This is a genomic window from Kutzneria viridogrisea DSM 43870 (assembly GCF_000525635.1).
Classification (GTDB): domain Bacteria; phylum Actinomycetota; class Actinomycetes; order Mycobacteriales; family Pseudonocardiaceae; genus Kutzneria; species Kutzneria viridogrisea.
Genome location: NZ_CP007155.1, coordinates 828460 through 850519 on the forward strand (window position 1 = coordinate 828460; position 22060 = coordinate 850519).

At 70.0% G+C, this 22060-nt stretch carries 20 protein-coding genes; 16 read left to right on the forward strand and 4 right to left on the reverse strand.

Features of this window, described 5'->3' with window-relative positions; translation table 11 throughout:
* Positions 1-13: 13 nt before the first annotated feature.
* The 3 genes from KALB_RS03985 to KALB_RS03995 are packed head-to-tail and all read left to right on the forward strand — an operon-like array spanning position 14 to position 2881.
* On the forward strand, positions 14-949 hold the full coding sequence (locus KALB_RS03985; RefSeq protein ID WP_148309341.1) for a hypothetical protein: 936 nt from the start codon (positions 14-16) through the stop codon (positions 947-949).
* Positions 946-1911 carry a nucleoside triphosphate pyrophosphohydrolase gene (locus tag KALB_RS03990; RefSeq protein ID WP_025354433.1) on the forward strand — a complete coding sequence of 322 codons (966 nt, stop codon included), beginning with the start codon at positions 946-948 and terminating at the stop codon, positions 1909-1911. The genes KALB_RS03985 and KALB_RS03990 overlap by 4 nt, the downstream gene beginning before the upstream one ends.
* 10 nt (positions 1912-1921) lie before the next feature.
* On the forward strand, positions 1922-2881 hold the full coding sequence (locus tag KALB_RS03995) for a lytic transglycosylase domain-containing protein (protein ID WP_025354434.1): 960 nt from the start codon (positions 1922-1924) through the stop codon (positions 2879-2881).
* Positions 2882-3020: 139 nt separating this feature from the next.
* On the opposite strand, the gene KALB_RS04000 is transcribed toward KALB_RS03995, so the two are convergent.
* A complete protein-coding gene (locus KALB_RS04000) occupies positions 3021-3404 on the reverse strand; it encodes a tetratricopeptide repeat protein (RefSeq protein WP_025354435.1) in 384 nt (127 codons plus the stop codon).
* A 216-nt stretch (positions 3405-3620) separates the two neighbouring features.
* Here KALB_RS04000 and KALB_RS04005 point away from each other — a divergent pair, with 216 nt between their 5' ends.
* Positions 3621-5798, forward strand: a complete 2178-nt coding sequence (locus tag KALB_RS04005; RefSeq protein ID WP_148309897.1) for a HelD family protein — start codon at positions 3621-3623, stop codon at positions 5796-5798.
* 51 nt (positions 5799-5849) lie between these two features.
* On the opposite strand, the gene KALB_RS04010 is transcribed toward KALB_RS04005, so the two are convergent.
* Positions 5850-6440: a DJ-1/PfpI family protein gene (locus KALB_RS04010; protein ID WP_025354437.1), complete on the reverse strand. Its 591-nt coding sequence runs from the start codon at positions 6438-6440 to the stop codon at positions 5850-5852.
* A gap of 180 nt (positions 6441-6620) precedes the next feature.
* Between KALB_RS04010 and eno the strand changes: the two genes are divergently transcribed.
* From eno to KALB_RS04065, 11 genes are all read left to right on the forward strand, one after another.
* Positions 6621-7907, forward strand: a complete 1287-nt coding sequence (gene eno / locus KALB_RS04015) for a phosphopyruvate hydratase (RefSeq protein ID WP_025354438.1) — start codon at positions 6621-6623, stop codon at positions 7905-7907.
* 3 nt (positions 7908-7910) lie between these two features.
* Positions 7911-8474, forward strand: coding sequence for an FtsB family cell division protein (locus tag KALB_RS49040; RefSeq protein ID WP_025354439.1), 564 nt, complete (start codon positions 7911-7913; stop codon positions 8472-8474).
* Positions 8471-8974, forward strand: coding sequence for a DUF501 domain-containing protein (locus KALB_RS04025; RefSeq protein WP_030110989.1), 504 nt, complete (start codon positions 8471-8473; stop codon positions 8972-8974). The genes KALB_RS49040 and KALB_RS04025 overlap by 4 nt, the downstream gene beginning before the upstream one ends.
* 289 nt (positions 8975-9263) lie before the next feature.
* Positions 9264-10391, forward strand: coding sequence for a lytic transglycosylase domain-containing protein (locus tag KALB_RS48415; RefSeq protein WP_025354441.1), 1128 nt, complete (start codon positions 9264-9266; stop codon positions 10389-10391).
* A 169-nt stretch (positions 10392-10560) separates the two neighbouring features.
* Positions 10561-11517 carry a Ppx/GppA phosphatase family protein gene (locus KALB_RS04035; RefSeq protein ID WP_025354442.1) on the forward strand — a complete coding sequence of 319 codons (957 nt, stop codon included), beginning with the start codon at positions 10561-10563 and terminating at the stop codon, positions 11515-11517.
* 259 nt (positions 11518-11776) lie between these two features.
* Positions 11777-13387: a peptide ABC transporter substrate-binding protein gene (locus KALB_RS04040; RefSeq protein ID WP_148309342.1), complete on the forward strand. Its 1611-nt coding sequence runs from the start codon at positions 11777-11779 to the stop codon at positions 13385-13387.
* Between the two features lie 97 nt (positions 13388-13484).
* Positions 13485-14390, forward strand: a complete 906-nt coding sequence (locus KALB_RS04045) for an ABC transporter permease (RefSeq protein WP_025354444.1) — start codon at positions 13485-13487, stop codon at positions 14388-14390.
* On the forward strand, positions 14383-15336 hold the full coding sequence (locus tag KALB_RS04050) for an ABC transporter permease (RefSeq protein WP_025354445.1): 954 nt from the start codon (positions 14383-14385) through the stop codon (positions 15334-15336). Before KALB_RS04045 ends, KALB_RS04050 begins: the two co-directional genes overlap by 8 nt.
* Before the next feature lie 66 nt (positions 15337-15402).
* Positions 15403-16401: an ABC transporter ATP-binding protein gene (locus KALB_RS04055; protein ID WP_030110992.1), complete on the forward strand. Its 999-nt coding sequence runs from the start codon at positions 15403-15405 to the stop codon at positions 16399-16401.
* The gene (locus tag KALB_RS04060) at positions 16394-17395 is read left to right on the forward strand and encodes an ABC transporter ATP-binding protein (RefSeq protein WP_025354447.1); all 1002 of its coding nucleotides are present in this window, start codon (positions 16394-16396) and stop codon (positions 17393-17395) included. The genes KALB_RS04055 and KALB_RS04060 overlap by 8 nt, the downstream gene beginning before the upstream one ends.
* A gap of 114 nt (positions 17396-17509) precedes the next feature.
* The gene (locus KALB_RS04065; protein ID WP_042220210.1) at positions 17510-18475 is read left to right on the forward strand and encodes a hypothetical protein; all 966 of its coding nucleotides are present in this window, start codon (positions 17510-17512) and stop codon (positions 18473-18475) included.
* Positions 18476-18615: 140 nt separating this feature from the next.
* Here the strand turns inward: KALB_RS04065 and KALB_RS04070 are convergent, their stop codons facing one another.
* A complete protein-coding gene (locus KALB_RS04070) occupies positions 18616-20073 on the reverse strand; it encodes a S10 family peptidase (RefSeq protein ID WP_025354449.1) in 1458 nt (485 codons plus the stop codon).
* Between the two features lie 12 nt (positions 20074-20085).
* On the opposite strand from KALB_RS04070, the gene KALB_RS04075 reads away from it, so the two are divergent.
* Positions 20086-20784, forward strand: a complete 699-nt coding sequence (locus tag KALB_RS04075) for a uracil-DNA glycosylase (protein WP_025354450.1) — start codon at positions 20086-20088, stop codon at positions 20782-20784.
* Here KALB_RS04075 and KALB_RS04080 read toward each other — a convergent pair.
* Positions 20771-21910 carry a hypothetical protein gene (locus KALB_RS04080; RefSeq protein WP_025354451.1) on the reverse strand — a complete coding sequence of 380 codons (1140 nt, stop codon included), beginning with the start codon at positions 21908-21910 and terminating at the stop codon, positions 20771-20773. The two genes, KALB_RS04075 and KALB_RS04080, sit on opposite strands and share 14 nt — an antisense overlap.
* Positions 21911-22060: the final 150 nt, after the last annotated feature.

A 22060-nucleotide genomic window follows, 5' to 3' on the forward strand; every position in this document is an offset into this window, starting at 1 on the left:
GAGGGTACGCACTGTGACGCTTGCCATTCGCCGTCCGGGGATCATGCTCGTCGCCTGCGCCGCCGTCGGCGCGCTGTTGGCGGGCTGTGGCGCCGGACCCAGTCAGCTCGGTGCCGCCGCGATCATCGGCGACCACGTGGTCGGCATCGACCAGGTGCAGCAGCAGATCTCCGCTGAGCTGGCCAATGTGCCCCAGGCCCGCCAGCTCCAGCAGCAGGGCAAGTTCGACCAGGTGGCCAGGACGATCGTCTCGTACGCGATCTTCCACGAGCTGGCCACCCAGCTCGCCACCGAGCAGGGCATCCACGTGGACCAGCAGCTGGTGGACCGGATCACCGAGCAGTCCCTGGCCGCGCAGTCCAGCGGGGCCCAGGACGGCAGCGTGGCCCCGGAGCGCGGGCTGCTGCGGCAGAGCGTGTGGGACAACCAGGTCTTCAGCGCCATTGGTGGCAAGCTCGCCCCGCGCCTGTCGATCACCGTGGACACCGCGGTGGTGTCCGACAAGTCGGTCGCCGTGGCCAAGGCCAAGGAGATCGCGGACAACCCGCAACGCGCCGACGAGATCATCAAGTCGCTGGGTGCCAACTCGAAGACCAACCTGGTGAACAAGACCCTGCAACTGGACACCGCGTCCCAGCTCGCCTCGCTGTTCGTGGTGCCGCAGGGCTCGGTGGTCGCCTACCAGTTCGACAACAGCGGTGCCTCCTGGCTGGTCGGCTACGTCAAGAAGCGCGACACCTCGGCCAGCCCGGTCGACATGGACTCGGTCGACCCGCAGCTGATCCCGGCGATCGGCAAGGGCGCCGCCGCGGTCACCGCCGTGCAGCGCGGCCTCAAGGTCAACCCGCGCTACGGGGTGTGGGACCCGCTGGCGCTGAGCCTGGCCCCGAGCACCGGCGAGGCGGTCGGCGTGACCCTGACGGCGAAGACGCAGAACCCGAACCAGTGACCGATCAGCACAACCTCGTTGTCCTGCTTGACCTCCGCCTGGGGGCCGTGCTGCCCGCGGCCGCGCTGCCCGCACTGCGCGGCGCGTCCGCGGTGTACGCGGGCAGCGACCTGCCCGAGCAGGTGCGGCTCGCGCTCGGCGCCGAGCCGGTCGGCGCCACCGAGCAGGTGCTCGCCGCACCGGGACCGGTGGCGTTGATCAGCGCCAGCCTGGCCGAGCCGACCGCCGCCGCACTGCACGCGGCGGGGGCCGTGGTGATCGGCACCGAGCCGCCCGCGGGCGCCGCGCTGCTGGACGCCGTGTCGGTCATGGACCGGCTGCGCTCACCCGGCGGCTGCCCGTGGGACGCCAAGCAGACTCACGACTCACTGCGCCAGTACCTGGTCGAGGAGACCTACGAGCTGCTGGACGCGATCGAGCAGGGTGACCGGCAGGCGCTGCGCGAGGAACTGGGCGACGTGCTGCTGCAGGTGCTGTTCCACGCCAGGGTGGCCGCCGAGGACCCGGCCCCGTTCGACATCGACGGGGTGGCTCAGGACCTGGTGGACAAGCTGGTCGGCAGGCACCCGCACGTGTTCGGCGACGAGGTGGCCGAGGACGACCACCACGACCGGCGCTGGGACGAGCTCAAGCAGGCCGAGAAGCGGCGTGAGTCCAGTGTGGACGGTGTGGCGCTCGGGCAGCCCGCGGTCTCGCTGGCGGGCAAGCTCGCGAGCCGGACGAGCAAGGCTGGGTTCCCGGTGGACCTGCTGCCCGACGGCGAGGGCGCCGGGGTGACGCTGTTCCTGGTGGCCGCGCTGGCCCGGTTGGCCGGTGAGGACCCGGAGGGCGAGCTGCGCGCGGTGGCCAAGCGGTTCGAACGCGAGGTGCGAGCCGCCGAACAGGCCGCCAAGCAGGCCGGACTGGACCAGACCAGGCTCAGCGCGGACGACTGGCGGCGGTACTGGCCCGCGAGCACGTAGCCTGGGTCGCATGCCTGATTCGTCCCCGCCACCCTGGTCGCGCTCGCCCCGCAGCAGTCGTGGCCAGTCGACGGAGCCGTCGAACAGGCTCACCGACACCCTGCCCCGGCAGGGTTCGCCCGTACCCGGTCTCGACGCCGATCCGCCGCGCGGCAGACGTCGCCGCAAGGCCGGGGTCGGCGAGTGGATCGGCCGCCTGTTCCTGGTCGGCCTCGTGGTGGCGCTGGGCGCTGGCGCGATCTTCGCGATCTCCCTGCTGGGCAGCAGGAACAACGGTCCGACCAAGCCCGCGGGGCCGCCGCCGTTCTTCGTGCCGGAACTGGCTGTGGAAGCCAACGCCGCGATCCCGGGACCGGCCTCGGACATCCCCGATCCGGACAAGCCCGGTGCGCCGCCCGCGGAGACCTTCCAGGGCTGGGTGCGGCGCATGGCCTACGTCACCGACCTGCCCGAGCGCGTGCTCGTCGCCTACGCCAAGGCCACGCTGGCGATCCGCGCGAGCAACCCGTCCTGCCACCTGACCTGGTCCACGCTGGCCGCGGTGGGCCGCATCGAGTCCAAGCACGGCCGTTACGGCGGGTCCACCGTCACCGAGAGCGGCGAGGAGTCCAAGCCGATCATCGGGCCCGCGCTGGACGGCACGCAGGGATTCCTGGCCGTGCCCGACACCGACAAGGGTGAGCTGGACGGGGACACCAAGTGGGACCACGCGGTGGGACCGATGCAGTTCACCCCGGAGACCTGGCGCATGCTCGGTGTGCGGGCCAGCGGGGACGGCAAGGCCCCCGACCCGCAGAACATCGACGACGCGAGCCGCACCGCGGGGCGCTACCTGTGCCGCAGCGGTGATCTTTCGGTGCCCAAGACCTGGTGGAAGGCCGTGCTGGTCTACAACAACTCGGTGGACTACGCGCGTTCGGTGTTCAGCAGTGCTGATGCCTACGGCAAGGTGAGCCTGACCAGGGCTTGAGCCACTTGTCCACAGCCGCCGAGTTGTGCACACCTGGATCTTGAGCAAGATCAACTGTCGGGGGTGGGCGGTAGACTGGTGCCGGGGACGCCCCCCCAGGGAGTGGCGGGGGACGGTCAGTAGTAGGTGGGGACGATCTTCAGCCCGTGGTGCCGTCGCGCAGGGCGAGCCGGGCGCTGACCTCGCCGAGGGCCTCCTGGTACTCCGGGCGGGGGTTCATCGCCACGGCCAGCCGCAACTGGGTCTGGGCCTCGGCGTGGCGGCCGGTGCGTTGCAGGGTCTTGCCCAGCGCGAACAGGGCGTAGTGGTCGCTGGGGTCCAGTTCCAGCAGGCGGCGCAGGGCCTGCTCGGCGCGGTGGAACTGGGCTGAGTTCAGGTAGGCGCGACCGGCCAGTTGCAGGACGCTGGGCAGGTCCGGCTCGGCATCGAGCACGGGGCCCAGCTCGCGCAGGGCGTCCAGCGGACGTCCGCCGGCGATCAGCGCCTCGGCCCGCCGAAACGCCTCGAAGGTGCCGTCACTCATGGTCAGGCCAACGCTACGCAAGATCGGCTTGTTCCGACAGGCCCAATAGTGGCGCGCGGAAGCCCGGGTTTGCTAGATTGCCCGGTCGGAGCGCACAAAAATAAAGACACCGAAAAGGTGTCTGGTGGCAATATTAAGGGTGTGTGAGGCGAGTTGTCAAGCCCTGCGGGTAATGCGGACAACCAGGAAATAGCGCGTGAGCAGGAGTACGTGACCATGCTCTACGGCCGCCTGGACGGCCTGCGCGAGCAGACCTCGCGCCGACTGGCCGCCGTGCTGCTGGAGACCGGCGGCACGCCTCAGGCCAGGTCCGAGCGGGACACCGCCACAGCCATGCACACCGGGCACCTCGCCCAGTACAGCGCGGTGGAGAACGGCCTGTGCTTCGGGCGGCTGGACTTCACCGACGGCCAGCACCAGCACATCGGCCGGCTGGGCATCTTCGACACCGAGGGCGACTACGAGCCGCTGCTGATGGACTGGCGGGCGCCCGCCGCCCGGCCGTTCTACCTGGCCACCGCCGCCAACCCCGACGGGGTGCTGCGGCGCAGGCACGTGCGCACCCGGCGGCGGGACGTGGTCGCGCTGGACGACGAGGTGCTGGACCTGGCCAGCGCGGCGCCCGGACGCAGTGAGGGCCTGGTCGGCGAGGCCACCCTGCTGGCGGCGGTCAGCGCCAGCCGGACCGGGCGCATGGCCGACATCGTGGCCACCATCCAGGCCGAGCAGGACAAGATCATCCGCGCCGAGCTCAACGGGGTGCTGGTGGTGCAGGGCGGGCCGGGCACCGGCAAGACCGCCGTGGCGCTGCACCGCGCCGCGTACCTGCTCTACACGCACCGCAGGCAGCTGGAGAAGCGCGGTGTGCTGGTGGTCGGGCCGAACGCCACCTTCCTCAACTACATCGGCCAGGTGCTGCCCTCGCTGGGCGAGACCGGGGTGCTGCTGTCCACCGTCGGCGAGCTGTACCCGGGGCTCAAGGCCGTGGGCACCGAGCCCGCCGAGGTCGCCGCGGTCAAGGGCAGGCTGGCGATGGCCGACGCGCTGGCGGCGGCGGTGCGCGACCGGCAGTGGGTGCCGCGCGAGGGCCTGGACCTGGTGCACGAACAGCACGAACTGCACCTGGACCGGCAGACCTGCGCGGACGCGCGCGGCAGGGCGCGGCGTTCCCGGCGACCGCACAACCAGGCCCGCCCCGTGTTCGAACGGGAGATCATCGGCGCGCTGGGCAAGCAGGTGGCGCGCAAGCTGGGCGCGCAGTTCCTGGACGCCGACGACGTGGCCGACATCCGCCGCGAGCTGCGCGAGGACCCGAACGTCATCGCGGCCATCGACAAGCTCTGGCCCGTGCTGACCCCCGAGCAGCTGCTCACCGACCTGTTCGGCTCCGCCAAGCGGCTGGGCGCCACCTCGCGCGCACTGTCCAAACAGGACCGTGACCTGCTGCTGCGCGAGCCGGGCGCGGAGTGGACCCCCGCGGACGCACCGCTGCTGGACGAGGCCGCCGAACTGCTCGGCGAGGACGACCGGGCGGCCAAGGCGGCGGCCGCGGCCAAGCGCCGCAGGGACCTGGCCTACGCCCAGGGCGTGCTGGACATCCTGGACCTGCAGGACGAGGCGGACCCGGACGTGCTGATGGCGGTGGACATGCTGGACGCCGACGCGCTCGTCGCGCGGGTGGCCTCCGGCGAGTACATGACCGCCGCCGAGCGCGCGGCCGACGACCGGACCTGGACCTTCGGCCACGTCATCGTGGACGAGGCGCAGGAGCTCTCGCCGATGGCCTGGCGGGTGCTCATGCGGCGCTGCCCGAGCCGGTCGATGACGGTGGTCGGGGACATCGCGCAGACCGGGGACCTGGCGGGCACCACGTCCTGGCAGGAGGTGCTCGGGCCCTACGTGATGAACCGGTGGAAGCTCGCCGAGCTGACGGTCAACTACCGCACGCCCAGCGAGATCATGGCGGTGGCGACCGAGGTGCTGGCCAACCTGGACCCGTCGGCGGTGCCGCCGAAGTCGGTGCGCGACGCGGGAACCAGCCCGTGGCACCGCCAGGTGGCCGACGGGGAACTGGAGGCCGCGGTCTCGGCGGCGATCGAGCGGGAGCTGGCCGAGATCGGTGAAGGCCGGCTCGCGGTGCTGGCGCCGCGCGCGCTGGTCGACCGGCTCTCTCGTGGCGAGGAGGACCTGGAGAGCCCGGTGGTCGTGCTGACCGTGGGGCAGTCCAAGGGCCTGGAGTTCGACGCCGTGCTGCTGGTCGACCCGCAGGGCGTGCTGGACGAGTCACCGCGCGGGCTCAACGACCTGTACGTGGCGTTGACCCGTGCCACCCAACGACTCGGCGTGCTGCACACCGGGCCGCTGCCCGAGGTGCTCACCGGTCTGGCCGACTAGTCGCGTTGGCGGCCTTCGGGACAGCTCAGGTCCCGAAGGCGGCCAACCCCGTCAGATCGGCGGCAGGGGGTCGTACTGGATGCTGCGGCGCACCTCCCGGGCGCGGTCCGCTCCGGCCAGCCGCACCACCAGGTGCAGGGCCATGTCGATGCCCGCGGACACGCCCGCCGAGGTGATCACGTCCCCGTCGTCGGTGAACCGGTCCTCGGCGCGCACCTCGATGCTCGGGTCCAACTCGGCCAGCCGGTCCAGCGAGGCCCAGTGCGTGGTCGCCGGGCGGCCCTTGAGCAGTCCGGCCGCCGCGAACACCAGCGAGCCGGTGCACACGCTGGTCATCAGCGGCACGGCGGCCCGCTGCTCGCGGACCCAGTCCAGGTGCGCCTGGTCGGTGAGCATCGGGCGGGTGCCCCGGCCGCCGGGGTGCAGCAGCACGTCCCACGGCGGCGAGTCGGCGTAGGAGTGGTCGGGCAGGATCCGCAGGCCCTTGGCGCAGGTCACCGGCTGGCCCGTGGCCGAGAAGGTGGACACGGCGTAACCGTCCTGCGGCCAGGTCCTGGTCCAGTAGGCCAGCACCTCCCAGGGGCCGGTGGCGTCGAGGTCCTCCACCCCGTCGAACAGCAGGATCCCGAGCTGTTTGGTCATGTCCCCAGCCTGCTGCCGCACCCGGTCGGACGCCAGGACGCGTCTCCCACGATTCAGGACGATCACCCAGCGTTTCCCTTGGCCCGGTAGCGTGCCGCCACCGGGGGACAGGGCCGCCCGGCTAGGCTGGTCGGCGGTGGAGTCGGCTGCGCAAGTTTTTTGGGCTGAATAGGAGTTCTAGTGGCGGTCATCGAGCAGGTCGGCGCGCGCGAGATTCTGGACTCGCGGGGCAACCCGACCGTCGAGGTAGAGGTGGCGCTGGACGACGGCACGCTGGCCAGGGCCGCGGTGCCCTCCGGTGCCTCCACGGGCGAGCACGAGGCCGTGGAACTACGCGACGGCGACACCAGCCGCTACAACGGCAAGGGCGTGGAGAAGGCCGTCACCGCCGTGCTCGACGAGATCGGTCCCGAGCTGGTCGGCATCGAGGCCGTGGAGCAGCGGGTGGTGGACCAGAAGCTGGTCGACCTGGACGGCACCCCGGACAAGAGCCGGCTCGGCGCCAACGCCATCCTCGGCGTCTCGCTCGCGGTGGCCAAGGCCGCAGCCGAGTCCAGCGGCCTGGAGCTGTTCCGCTACGTCGGCGGCCCGAACGCGCACATCCTGCCGGTGCCGATGCTGAACATCCTCAACGGCGGCTCGCACGCCGACACGGACGTGGACATCCAGGAGTTCATGATCGCGCCGATCGGCGCGGAGTCCTTCCGCGAGGCCCTGCGCTGGGGCGCGGAGGTCTACCACTCGCTCAAGTCGGTGCTCAAGGGCAAGGGCCTGGCCACCGGGCTCGGCGACGAGGGCGGGTTCGCGCCGAACCTGTCCAGCAACCGCGAGGCGCTGGACCTGATCCTGGCCGCCATCGAGAAGGCGGGCTACAAGGTCGGCACCGACATCGCGCTCGCGCTGGACGTGGCCGCCACCGAGTTCTACTCCGACGGTGCCTACACCTTCGAGAAGACCAAGCGCAGCGCCGAGCAGCTCACCGCGTACTACACCGAGCTGGTCAACGCCTACCCGCTGGTCTCCATCGAGGACGGCCTGTCCGAGGACGACTGGGACGGCTGGGTGCAGCTGACCGCCGAGCTGGGCGAGAAGGTGCAGCTGGTCGGCGACGACCTGTTCGTCACCAACCCGGAGCGCCTGGAGGAGGGCATCTCCCGCCGCGCCGCCAACGCGCTGCTGGTGAAGGTCAACCAGATCGGCACCCTGTCGGAGACCCTGGACGCGGTCGCCCTGGCCACCTCCTACGGCTACAAGTCGATGATGAGCCACCGCTCCGGCGAGACCGAGGACACCACCATCGCCGACCTGGCCGTGGCCACCGGCGTCGGCCAGATCAAGACCGGTGCCCCGGCCCGCGGCGAGCGCACCGCCAAGTACAACCAGCTGCTGCGCATCGAGGAGACCCTCGGTGACGCCGCCCGCTACGCGGGTGAGCTGGCCTTCCCCCGGTTCAGCCCGCGGAGCTGACCCGTGGCCGAACGCGAGCACGGTCGGGAGACCCGGCGCCGCGGGGACTCCGATCCCGCGGCGCGCCGGGCCGACCGTGCTCGTCGGCCCCGGCGCGAGCAGCGCGCCAAGCAGGAGCAGCCGCAGCCGCCCGTGCGCCGTCCGGCGGGCGGGCGGGCGCGGTCCGGCTCGGGAGCGGGCACCGGCGGCGCCTTCCGGCTGTCGGCGACCCGGCGGGCCGCGGTGCTGGCGATGGTGGTGTGCGCGCTGGCGCTGACCGTGGCGCTGCCGCTGCGGACCTACCTCACCCAGCACGCCCAGGTGCAGAGCGAGCTGGACAAGCAGACCCAGCTCAAGGCCCTGGAACAGCAGTTGGAGCAGCGCAAGTCGCAGCTGGCCGACCCGGCGCAGGTGGAGGCCGAGGCGCGGCGCAGGCTGCGCATGGTGATGCCGGGGGAGACCCCGTACACCGTGCAGCTCCCCGGCGACGGTCAGCAGTCCGACCAGCAGACCTCGCCGCAACAACAGACCTCGACGAAACCTTGGTACGCACAGTTGTGGGACTCGATCACCGGGAGCGGCTCGTGACGGCACGGGCCTACGAGCCGGTCTCCGAAGCAGACTTCGACACCATCGCCGCCCAGCTCGGGCGCAGGCCCAGGGCACTGCGGGCGGTCGCGGCGCGCTGCCCCAGCGGGCACCCCGCGGTGGTGCAGACCAGCCCTCGGCTGGAGGACGGCACGCCGTTCCCCACGCTGTACTACCTGACCTGCCCCCGGCTGACCTCCCTGGCCAGCACGCTGGAGGCCGCCGGACTGATGAAGGAGATGACCGCCCGCCTGGCCGAGGACGAGGAGCTCGCCGCGGCCTACCTGCGCGCGCACCAGACCTACCTGGCCGAGCGGGACGCCATCGACCCGCTCGGGCACGAGGTGAGCGCGGGCGGCATGCCGGGCCGGGTCAAGTGCCTGCACGTGCACATCGCGCACGCGCTGGCCGCGGGCCCTGGGGTGAACCCGTTCGGCGACGAGGCGCTGGCCGCTTTGTCCGGTTCCTGGCCTTCCGGCGACTGCGCGGCACAGGGCTGAAACCTGTCCGTCACCTGAGCCACCCTGCGGAAGTTGTGGCTCGGGTGATGAACACGGGACCCCCAAATGGCCTACGGGATGTTGTCATCCAGGCAAATCTCACCCGAGCAAGTGACACCTTCGTGGGTATGGGGCAGGCTGACTGTGACATAACAGGTCGTCAGCAACGATCACTTCGGGTGTGAGTGGTCGAGACGAGGAGTGTGGGGCCGTCGTGGGTGTGCACAGCGTCCGAGCCGGGAAGCCGAAGCCAGCGCGTGTCGCACCCGATCGACGGTTGCGCGCGGCGATGGCCGTGACAGCACTGCTGGCGCCGGTTGTGCTGGCCGGGGACGCGACCGCGTCCTGGCTCAACACGGCCAACCAGGCGCCGTTGAGCGGTCCGGTCAACGCGGCCGAGGTGCCGAGCAGCCCGCTGGGCGCCACCGGCAGATTGCCCGAATCCGCCCAGCTGGGGCCCGAGGTGCTGGACCCGAACGACTCGGGTCAGGCCAGCTCGCTGCCCAACGGGCCGATGGGCATCCCCTCCGCCGCGATGGCCGCCTACCGCAAGGCCGAGCAGATCCTCGCCCGCACCACGCCCAACTGCCACATGGACTGGTCCCTGCTGGCCGGTATCGGGCACGTCGAGTCGGGGCACGCCAGCGGGGGTGCCGTGGACGCGCAGGGCAACACCCTGCGGCCCATCCTGGGCCCGGTGCTCAGCGGCGGCTCCGGCTTCGCGGCGATCGCCGACACCGACGGCGGCAAGTGGGACGGCGACCCGGTGTGGGACCGCGCGGTGGGCCCGATGCAGTTCATCCCGTCCACCTGGCTCAGCTACGCGGCGATCTCCAACGCCAAGGGCTACGGGCAGGCCGACCCGAACAACATCTACGACGCCGCGCTGGCCGCGGGCAACTACCTGTGCGCCAGCGGTGGGGACATGCGCAACCGCCAGCAGCGCGCCGCCGCGGTGTTCAACTACAACCACTCCGACAGCTACGTGCAGACCGTGCTGGCCTGGGCTGACGCGTACGCCTCCGGGGCCAGCGAGGTCCCCAACGTCTCCGGTGTCGAGCCGGTGCTGCCGCTGTCCAAGCAGCAGCCCGTGCAGGGCCCGCCGGCAGACCCGGTGCACCCCGCCCAGCCGCAGACGCCGGGCACGACGCCTCCCACCACCACGACGGTGACCAGCACGCCCACGTCGACCACGACCGTGACCACCACGACGACACCCACGTCGACCACCACGGTCACCACCACGACGACGCCCCCGTGCACCACGACCACCACGACGGTCACCACCACGACCACGCCGACGACGACCACGACCCCCGCGTCGACCACCACCTCGTCGCCGACCTCGACCACGACCACCACGGCCCCCACCACCACGACGACCACCACCAAGTCCTCCGGCGGCGGCTGCCACTGACGTGACGCGAAGGTGGCTTTCGCCGCGTCCAACGCGGCGAAAGCCACCTTCGCTGCGTCTTGGCGCCGTCCAGCCGTGCCATGAAGGTGCCCTTTGGGACGTTGAGCGTCGCGAAGGGCACCTTCATGTCGTGAGCGCCGTTGGCCGGTCCGGCGACTAGCGTGGGGCCATGCCGCGTGTAGCCGCCATCGACTGCGGGACCAACTCGATCCGCTTGCTCATCGCCGACGTCACCCTGCGTGAGGACGGCACCAGCTGGCTCAGGGACGTGCACCGGGAAATGCGCATCGTCCGCCTTGGTCAGGGGGTTGACGCGACCGGTGTGCTCGCCCCCGAGGCGCTGGCCCGCACCCGCGCCGCGCTCGCCGACTACACCGCGTTGCTGCGCCGCAAGGGTGCCGAGCGGGTCCGCATGGTGGCCACCTCGGCCACCAGGGACGCGGCCAACCGGGACGAGTTCTTCGCGATGACCCGCGAGGTGCTGGGCGTGGCGGCCGAGGTCATCTCCGGGGACGAGGAGGCGCGGCTGTCGTTCACCGGGGCGGTCGGCGACTGCGACCCGGCGGACGGCCCGTTCCTGGTGGTGGACATCGGCGGTGGGTCCACCGAGCTGGTGCTGGGCACCTGGGACGGCGGGACCGCCCAGGTGCGGGCCGCCAAGTCGGTGGACGTGGGCTGCGTGCGGATCACCGAGCGCTGCCTGCCCGAGGACCCGCCGAGCGCCGAACAGGTCGGGGCCGCGGAGGAGTTCGCGAACTCCGTGCTGGACAAGGCTTTTGAGGCCGTACCGGTGCAGCAGGCGCGGACCTGGATCGGGGTGGCGGGCACGGTGACCACCCTGTCCGCGATCGCACAGGACCTTCCTGAGTACGACTCGGAAACGGTGCACCTGTCCCGGCTGAGCACCGATCAGATCCGGTCGCTGGCCAAGCGGTTGCTGACGATCGGGCGGGAGGAGCGGGCGGCCATCCCGACCATCCACCCGGGCCGGGTTGACGTGATCGGTGGCGGCGCGGTAGTGCTGCGCGCGCTGGCGGAGCGACTGTCCGAACGGGCCGCGATCACAGAGTTGTTGGTGAGTGAACACGACATTCTGGACGGCATCGCGCTGTCCCTCGCGCGCTGAGCCGGTGTGCGCAGCGTGAGCGTGCTCTGTCGGTGAGTGGTGCTCAGGCCACCGCCAGCACCCGGTTGGCTACTTTCTGCCATTCGAGTGGCCGATGCACACGCATTGTGATTGCTTTGTGATCTACCCCTCTGTGACGGGGGCTGCAGTGCTGACTACGTTCGCTGGGTTAGCAGCACCACGGAGTGGTGGTGCTGCCATCGTCGGCGCCCGTCCTGACCGGTCGGCGCCCGGCGTGGGGATCTCTGGGAGGGTCTTGATGGGCAAGCGGAAGATGGCGGCGTTTGTCGCCGTGCCCGCGGCCGTCGCGCTGCTGGCGACCGGCTGTGGTGGCGGCGGCAGCACCGCCGGGGCGGACAACAGCGACGGGGCGGTGTCGATCTACGGCACCGAACCGCAGCACCCGCTGACTCCGGGTAACACCAACGAGCAGGGCGGCATCCGGGTCATCGACGAGCTCTACGCGGGCCTCGTCGGCTTCGACCCGGACAACGCCAAGCCGTACAACCTGATGGCCGAGTCGATCACCAGCTCGGACGCCAAGGTGTACGACATCAAGATCAAGAAGGGCTGGAAGTTCCACGACGGGACCGAGGTCAAGTCGCACAACTTCGTCGACGCCTGGAACTACGCGGCGCTGGCCACCAACGCCCAGATCAACGCGGACTTCTTCTCGCAGATCCAGGGCTTCGACGAGGTCCACCCGGACAGCAAGGACGCCAAGCCCACCGCCCAGACCATGTCCGGGCTCAAGGTCGTCGGCGACTACGAGTTCCAGGTGACCCTCAAGGCACCGTTCTCGGTGTTCCCGGTCAAGGTCGGCTACGAGGGCTTCGACCCGCTGCCCGACGTGTTCTTCAAGGACCCCAAGAAGTTCGAGCAGAACCCCATCGGCAACGGCCCGATGAAGTTCGTGTCCTACACGCCCAACCAGGACATCAAGCTCACCCGCTTCGACGGCTACCAGGGGCAGGACGCGGTCCACTTCAAGGACCTCGATATCAAGACCTACTCCGACCTGAACACCGCCTACAGCGACCTGCAGGGCGGTCAGCTGGACTTCCTGGACCTGATGCCGCCCGCCGCGCTGGTCGGTGACAAGTACAAGGCGGACCTGCAGGGCCGCGCGCTGAACACCACGCTGATCGACATCGACACGATCGCCGTGCCGTACTACGTGCCGGGCTACAACAACCCGGACCTGCGCAAGGCCATCTCGCTGTCGATCGACCGCGACGGCATCATCAAGCAGGTCCTGAACAACGCCTACACCACGGCGAACAGCTACTTCGCCTCCAGCCTCGACGGCAACGTGCCGAACTCCTGCGAGTTCTGCAAGTACGACCCCGAGGCCGCCAAGGCCGCGTTCGCCAAGTCCGGCTTCAGCGGCAAGCTGACCATCGCCTCCAACTCCGACGGTGGCCACAAGGAGGCGCTGACCGCGGTCTGCAACTCCATCACCAAGGTGCTCGGTGTCTCCTGCGACTTCGTGCCGCAGACCAGCCTTGGCCAGTTCCGCTCGATGATCACCTCGCACCAGGCCACCGGCATGGTCCGCTCCGACTGGTCGGCCGACTACCCGTCGATCGAGAACTTCCTCAACCCGCTGTACAAGACCGGCGCCTCCTCCAACGACTCGACCTACAGCAACCCGGCGGTCGACAAGCTGCTGGAGCAGGCCGACTCCACCGCGGACAAGGACGGCGCGATCAAGCTGTACCAGCAGGCCGAGGCCCTGATCGCCAAGGACCTGCCGAGCATCCCGCTGTGGAGCGAGAAGGGCACCGGCGGCTACTCCAGCAAGCTCAGCGCGGCCAAGCTGAGCTGGAAGCGCCAGCCCGACCTGTCGTCCTTCCGACTCGCCAGCTAAGCCGGTCCAGGACATTCCCGTGGGCCGCCGGATCCCCAAGTGGGACGGCGGCCCACGGGCTTCCTGCTGACCAGCTCCCACCACAAGGAGCGGACGTATGGGTCGCTACGTTCTGCGACGCCTGCTGCAACTGATACCTGTTTTCTTCGGTACCACGTTCATCATCTACGCGCTGGTCTGGGCCATCCCGGTCGATCCGTTCGCGGGCAAGTGCGGCCAGCGGCCGTGCCCGCCGGAGTACGTGGCCAAGATGCGCGCGGACTTCAACCTCGACGACAACCTGCTCGTCCAGTACATCAAGTACCTGGGCAAGCTGTTCACCGGCAACTTCGGGCAGACCTTCAGCGGGATCGACGTCAGCACGCTGATCGCCAACGCCTACCCGATCACCATCCGGCTCGCGGTCGTCGCGCTGATCATCGAGGCGATCATCGGCCTCACCGCCGGTGTGCTGACCGGCCTGCGCAAGAACGGCTTCCTGGACAACCTGGTCCTCATCTCCACGTTGGTCCTGATCTCGCTGCCGGTGTTCGTCACTGGTTACATCCTCAAGCTGATCTTCACCGTCTCGGTGCCTGGCAACCCGTCGTTCTTCGACCTGATCCTGCCCGGCTTCGTGCTCGGCAGCCTGTCGATGGCCTATGTGGCCCGGCTGACCAGGACCTCGATCGCGGAGAACCGGGGCGCGGACTTCGTGCGCACCGCGATCGCCAAGGGCCTGCCCGGCAAGCGCGTAGTCGGCGTGCACCTGCTGCGCAACTCAGTGATCCCGGTGGTCACCTTCCTCGGCACCGACCTCGGTGCCCTGATGGGCGGTGCGATCGTCACCGAGGGCGTGTTCAACATCCACGGCATCGGTGGCCTGGTGTTCATCAACATCCAGCAGCAGCAGGGCGTGGTCGTCACCGGCGTGGTGACCCTGCTCGTGCTGGTCTACCTGTTGATGAGCCTGGTCGTTGACCTGCTCTACGCCGTACTCGACCCGAGGATCCGCTATGAGTGACCCCACCGCGGCGAGCAGCGGTCCGGCCCTGGACCAGGGCGCCGAGACCAGGCTGGACGACTCCCGCAAGCAGGACAAGCCGCGCAGCCTGGGCAGCGACGCCTGGCGTGAACTGCGCCGCAAGCCCGCGTTCGTGATCTCCCTGGTGATCATCGTGCTGATCCTGCTCATCGCGCTGTTCCCAGGGCTGTTCAGCCACGTCGACCCGAACGCGGCCGACATCAACCACGCCAGGCAGGGCCCGTCCGGCCAGGCGTGGTTCGGCTACGACGTGCAGGGCTCGGACATGTTCTCGCGCGTCATCTACGGCACGCGGGCCTCGCTGCTGGTCGGCGTGCTGTCCACCATCGGCACAGTGATCATCGGCGCGCTGGTCGGCATCGTCTCCGGCTACTACGGCCGCTGGGCGGACAGCCTGCTGTCCCGGTTCGCCGACATCTTCGCCGGACTGCCCTTCGTGCTCGGCGCCATCGTCATCCTGATGACCTTCAACGCCCCCGGCAGCAACCCCGGCGAGGTGCGGATCATCACCCAGGTGGTGCTGTCCATCGCGGTGCTGTCCTGGCCGGTGGCCATGCGCATCATGCGCGCCGCCACGCTGGTCGCCAAGCAGCAGGACTACGTCAAGGCGGCGCGGGGACTGGGCGCGGGCCCGTTGCGGATCATCTTCCGGCACCTGATGCCCAACACCGTCGCCCCGGTCATGGTGTACGCGACCATCGCGCTGGGCGCCAACATCGGCGCCGAGGCCACCCTGGCCTACCTGGGCATCGGCCTGCACGCCCCGGTCGTGTCCTGGGGCGTGATGATCAGCGACGCGCGGGACTACTTCACCGTGGCCCCGCACATGGTGCTGTTCCCGGCCGCCTTCGTCAGCATCACCGTGCTGGCCTTCGTGATGCTGGGCGACGCCGTGCGCGACGCCCTCGACCCCAAGTCCCGATAGGAGGAAAAGTCCGTGGCAGAGACCGTGTACGACGGCTCCTCCGGGGAGTTCGTGCCGCCCGAGGAAGTGACGGCGGCAGATGGCGAGCCCTTGCTCCAGGTGCTCGGCCTGCAGGTCGAGTTCCGCACCCGCGACGGTGTGGCCAAGGTCCTCAACGGCGTGAGCTACCACGTTAACGCCGGGGAAACCGTTGCCGTGCTGGGAGAATCAGGCTCCGGCAAGAGTGTCACCGCGCAGACCATCATGGGCATCCTGGACACCCCGCCCGCGTTCGTCACCGGCGGTTCGGTGAAGTTCAAGGGTGAGGAGCTGCTCACCGCGACCCCCGAGCGCCGCCGCAAGGTGCGCGGCGAGGGCATCGCGATGATCTTCCAGGACGCGCTGTCCGCGCTGAACCCCGTGTTCACCGTGGGCTTCCAGATCGCCGAGCAGCTGCGCGGCCGGCGCGGCATGAGCAAGGCCGAGGCCAAGAAGGCAGCGATCGAGCTGCTGGAACAGGTCAAGATCCCCAACGCCAAGGGCCGGTTCGGGGAGTACCCGCACCAGTTCTCCGGCGGCATGCGGCAGCGCGCGATGATCGCGATGTCGCTGGCGCTGGACCCCGAGGTGCTCATCGCCGACGAGCCCACCACGGCGCTGGACGTCACCGTGCAGGCCCAGATCATGGACCTGCTCTCGGAGATCCAGCGCGAGCGCAACATGGGCATGGTGCTGATCACCCACGACCTCGGCGTGGTCGCCGAGGTCGCCGACCGGATCGCGGTGATGTACGCGGGCCGGATCGTGGAGTCCGGGGACGCCCGCTCCATCTACGCCAAGCCCGGCCACCCCTACACGATCGCGCTGCTGGAGTCGCTGCCGCGACTGGACCTCAAGGGCCAGCAGCTCAACACGATCAAGGGGCTGCCGCCGAGCCTGACCAACATCCCGCCGGGGTGCCCGTTCAACCCGCGGTGCCGGATGGCGCAGGACATCTGCCGTACCGAGGTGCCCGCGTCGGTGGTACTGAGCGATGGCCGTTCCAGCGCCTGCCACTTCACCGGGGAGCTGATGCAGCGTGTCTGAGACCATCCTCGAGGTCCGCGACCTCGTGAAGCACTTCCCGGTGCAGGTCGGCGTGCTGTTCAAGCGCACCATCGGGCACGTCAAGGCCGTGGACGGGGTGTCCTTCGACCTGCGCAAGGGCGAGACCCTCGGCGTGGTCGGCGAGTCCGGCTGCGGCAAGTCCACCCTGGCCCAGGTGCTGATGCGCCTGGAGAAGGCCACCTCGGGCACCGTGAAGTTCGAGGGCCGCGACATCTTCGGGCTCAAGGGCCAGGAGCTGCGCAGGCTGCGCCGGGACATCCAGATCGTGCTGCAGGACCCGTACACCTCGCTCAACCCGAGGATGACGGTCGGCGACCTGGTCGGCGAGCCCTTCGAGATCCACACCGAGGTCGCGCCCAAGGGTGACCGGCAGCGCAAGGTGCAGGAGCTGCTGGAGGTGGTCGGGCTCAACCCCGAGCACATCAACCGCTACCCGCACCAGTTCTCCGGCGGCCAGCGCCAGCGCATCGGCATCGCGCGGGCACTCGCCCTGCGGCCCAAGGTGATCATCTGTGACGAGCCGGTGTCCGCGCTGGACGTCTCGGTGCAGGCACAGGTGATGAACCTGCTCGACGAGCTGCAGACCGAGTTCGACCTGTCCTACGTGTTCATCGCGCACGACCTGTCCGTGGTGCGGCACCTGTCCGACCGGGTCGCCGTCATGTACCTCGGCAAGGTCGTCGAGCTGGGCACCGACGAGCAGATCTACGAGCACCCCACGCACCCGTACACGCAGGCCCTGCTGTCCGCGGTGCCGGTGCCCGACCCCGAGCTGCGGGGCCGGCGGGAGGTCATCCGGCTCACCGGTGACGTGCCCAGCCCGGTCAACCCGCCTTCGGGCTGCCGGTTCCGCACCCGGTGCTGGAAGGCCCAGGACATCTGCGCCACCGAGGAGCCCCCGCTGACCGAGCGGCTCGGCCACCTCAGCGCCTGCCACTTCGCCGAGGAACACCCCCACGTCGCAGTGGTCTAGCGCCCGCCAGTAGTAGTGCCGTGAAGGTGCCGTTTGAGACGTTGAACGTCTCAAACGGCACCTTCATGTCTTGGGGGCGGCGGAGTTGTCAGAGGTCCGGCGCAGGATGTCGGCATGAGGCGAGGGAACTGGGCGCTCGACGTCGACCGGTTGTGGCGGGCGAGCCGCAAAGGAGTCATCCAGGTCGCTGCACTGGACAGACTGGGTGTGCCACAACGAACTTCGTATCGGCGCTGTCTGTCGGGCGGCCCATGGCGCTGGCTGTTGCCAGGCATCGTGTTGCTCGCCGCGAGCCCGCCGACCACCGCCCAACGGGTCGAGGCCGCGCTGCTGCACTGCGGTGACGGCGCGATGCTCACCGGCGTGGCGGCCGCTCGCCGCCACGGCATGCGCAACCTTCCCGACGAGGATGAGCTACACCTGTTGGTGCGCAAGGAAAGACGTGTGCAGAGCACCGGTTTCGTGCACGTGGAGAGAACGAGCAACCAGCCGCGCCCGGAGATCCGTGACGGGGTACCGTTGGCCCCGTTGGGCAGGGCCGCACTAGATGCCGCGCGGCGGATGCGGGCCACCGACCCGATCCGAGCCCTGCTCGCAGAAGTCGTACAACGCGGCCGGTGCGGACCTGTCGAGCTGATCACCGAACTGGATGCCGGTAGCCAACGAGGATCGGCCTTGCCCCGGCAGGTCCTCGGTGAGGTGCTCGGGGGTGCCAGATCTGTCGCCGAGTCCCAGGCACTCGCGTTGTGGCGCAGGTCGAAACTCCCACCCGCGCAGTGGAACACGCCGGTGTTCGACAGTGCTGGTGATCTCGTTGCGATCCCGGACGCCTGGTTCGAGGAGGTGGCCTTGGCGTGGGAGATCGACTCTGTTGAGTTCCACCTCGGACCTGAGGGCTACGCCCGCACGCTGGCGCGCAACACCAGGTACGCCGCGGCCGGGGTGCTCGTGGTGCAGACCCTGCCCTCGCGGTTGCGCGATGATCCGCGCGGAGTCCTCGACGAACTGCGTGCCGCCTACGCGGCGGCCGCGTCCCGTCCCCGGCCACCCGTGCACACACGCCCACTGGTCCCGTCATGAAAGTGCCCTTCACGACGTTGGGTGTCTGCAACGGCACCTTCATGACGGTGGCTGAGGGCTCACCGCCCCGCACCCGATGTCCCGAAGGTGCCCTTCGTGACGTTGAACGTCGCAAAGGGCACCTTCGGGGCGCAGCGGAGTCAGCTCGTGCAGGCCGAACGCAGGAAGGCGGCGAGGTCGGCGGACTGCTGGACGCGGCTGGGCTCGTGCACGTACATCATGTGCCCGGCCTCGTAGTAGGCGATGTCGATGTTGGCGTGCAGCTCGCGCGGGATCGCCAGGTGGGCCAGGACGTGCTCGGTGGCGGCGAAGGGCGTGGCGCCGTCGTGGTAGCCGAGCGCGAAGTGCACCTTGAGGTGCGGGTTGGCGCGCATGGCGGCGGCGAGCTTGTCGGTGACGGTGACGTGCGAGTTCTCGAACTCCTTGTACGACCAGGGGTGCACCTTGTCGGAGAGCACCTCGTAGGGCAGGTCGCTGAGGTAGTCGAGTTCGGCGCGCAGGTAGTGGTTCAGGGTGGTGGCGTAGGGGCCGATGATGGCGGTCATCGACGGGTCCTCGCTCATCCACTCACGGCCGTAGTCGCTGTCCCAGCCGGTGAACCGGCCGTCGAGGCGCCCAACGGTCAACCGCTTGCCGCGCAACAGTTCGGTGAAGAACCTCAGGTGCTCGATGCGCAGGTCCACCCGGTCCACGTAGTCCGGCGACAGGCCGGTGATCCGGGCGAGCCGGTCCACAACGGACTGGCGTTCCTGCTCGGTGAGGCGGCTGCCGCGGGCCAGCGCCCAGGGGTAGTCGCGCTCGACGAACTCGTTGGCCTCGGCCACGACCTCGGCGAGCGGGCGGTCCCCGTGCAGGCCGTGGTAGTGCGCGATGGCGGCGTAGGTGGGCACGAACAGCACGTAGGGCAGGTCGTTGCCGGTGGAGAAGTCGAGAGTGGTGAAGTCCAGTGCGGTGGAGATGAGCATCAGTCCGTTGAAGTACATGCCGTACTTCTGTTGAAGGTGCGCGGCCACCCCGGCGGCCCGGGTGGTGCCATAGGACTCGCCGGCGAGGAACTTCGGGGAGATCCAGCGGCCGTTGCGCGAGGTCCACAGGCGGATCACCTCGGCCACGGACTCGATGTCGGCCTTGAACCCGTGGTACTCGTCGGACTTGCCGCCCTTGACCGAGCGGGAGTACCCGGTGGACACCGGGTCGATGAACACCAGGTCGCTGTGCGCCAGCAGGGTCTCGGCGTTGTCGACCAGCGCGTACGGCGGGGCGGCGGGCGCACCGGCGTCCCCGCTGACCACCCGGCGCGGCCCGAGCAGGCCCAGGTGCAGCCACACGCTGGCCGAGCCGGGGCCGCCGTTGAAGGCGAAGGTCACCGGCCGGTCGGCGGCCTGGGTCCCGTCCAGGGTGTACGCGGTGAGGAACACCTCGGCCTTGGCCTGGTTGCCGTCGAACTTGCCCTCGCTGACGACCTCCTGGCGCAGCACCACGCGCCCGGTCGTCGCCGTGTAGGACAGCTCCCGGCCGTCCGCGGTGATGCTGTGGCTGGTCGCCACCAACTCGTCGACGGGGTTCGGGGTCTCGCTGTCCTCGGTGGTGTCTGCCATGGTTGAACCCTAATGAACCAGGACCTAGTCGAACTCGGTGATTCGATCACGCGGTGCCGTGCCTGTCCCCGGTTGGTGGCGTGGCGGGAGCAGGCCGCCAGGGAGAAGCGGCCCGCCTACCGGGACGAGCAGTACTGGGCCCGGCCGGTGCCCGGCTTCGGCCCCGACGACGCCTCGATCGCGATCGTCGGACTGGCGCCCGCAGCGCACGGGTCCAACCGCACCGGGCGCATGTTCACCGGGGACCGCTCCGGTGACTTCCTGTTCGAGGCGCTGCACGCGGTCGGGCTCGCCTCGCAGGCCGAGGCAACGCACCTCGGTGACGGCCTGGAGCTGTACCGCACCAGGATGGCGGCCCCGGTGCGCTGCGCCCCACCGGAGAACAAGCCGACCCCGCAGGAGCGGGACAACTGCCGTCACTGGCTGGCGCGCGAGTTCGAGCTGCTGCGGCCGACCCTGCGGGCGGTCGTGGTGCTGGGTGCGTTCGGCTGGCAGGCGCTGTTGCCGGTGCTGGCGGAGGCGGGCTGGCAGGCGCCCAGGCCGCGCCCACGGTTCGGGCACGGCGCCGAGGTGGTGCTGCCCGCCACCGACGAGGGCGCGGACCTGGTGCTGCTGGGGTGCTTCCACCCGAGCCCGCACAACACGCAGACCCGGCGGCTGACGCAGGAGATGGTCCGCGAGGTGCTGCGCCGCGCGATCAGCCGAGCGTGAGCGCGACGCCGAGCACCGTGCGCGAGCCGGGGTGCTCGGTGAGCGTCCAGACCCGCTTGGCCGCCGGGTCGTAGGACAGGTCCTCCGGCCCGGGCGGCAGGCTGCTCGACGTGGCGGCGGCGCCGACGCGCTCGTCGTAGAGCACCCCGTCCTTGCTGGCGCTCTGGCTGCGCGAGGAGGCGAACTCGCCCTTGTACGAGACCGCGCCCTGAAGGTTCTGGTGCGGGCTCTGGTAGGCCGCCGCGGCCTTGCCGGTGGCCAGCTTGCCGTCGGCGGCCAGGGACCAGCGGACCAGCCGGGCGCCCGCCTTGCCGTTGTAGTACTCGCCGGTCAGCAGTGAGGGCGGGCTGATGCTGCGGTCGACCCCGATGTAGGAGAAGCACAGCGGGGCGGTCAGCGAGCTGGGCGGCGGGTCGCAGTCCCCGGATCCGCCCTGCCGGTACGAGCCCACCTGTGCGACCACGTAGCGGTAGTCGTAGGCGTAGTACTTGCCGTCCGACTGCTTGCCGATCTTGCTCTTGCCCGGGTCGGCCGCGGTGCGCCAGATGTGCCGAAGGTCGAACACCCGCAGGCCGTGTGCGGTGTCCACCACGTACAGGTAGTCGCCGACCAGCGCGATGCCGCCGGCGTGCACCTTGACCGGGCCGAAGTTGTCCGCCGCGGTGGGCTCGACCAGCAGCGCGTGCCGGTACTTCACGTGCGCGGGGTCGTGGTAGTCGGCGAAGGTCAGCCGCACGCCCTTGTCCCCGGTCTTGTTGTACCAACTGGTCAGGACCATCTTGGGCTGGCCGCCGGTCGCGTCCCAGCTGCCCGACAGGCCCTGCGGGTACCAGTCGGCGGTGGAGTTGTCCCCGCTGTCCCAGCAGAAGCTGGCGGCCCCGTGGCAGCCCGCGGTGGCCGTCCGGTTGGCGTCCGCGAGCACGTCGGCGACCTTGGCGTTGGCGAGCTTGGCGTCCAGCGCGGTGACGCGGGGCGCGTACTTGGCGAAGCTGCCGCCCTCAGCCAGCGCGTACGGCGTGGCGTTGATCTGCGTCAGCGTGCTCGGCGCGGCTCCGGCGGCGGGGGCGGCGGCCGTGGCGGCCAGCACCGCCGAGGCCAGCAGGGTGGCTGCAACTGTTCGGCGCATGCCTGAAGCCCTAACAGATGACCGATCGGCGCGGTGCCCTCCTGGGCAGGCTTTCCCGCGGTTTGCGCCGAACGCAGCAGTGTGGGTCACGTTCCGGGGATGTCACTCAGAGTGTGCGAACTACCCTCGCGTAGTGGTCCATTCGGGGAG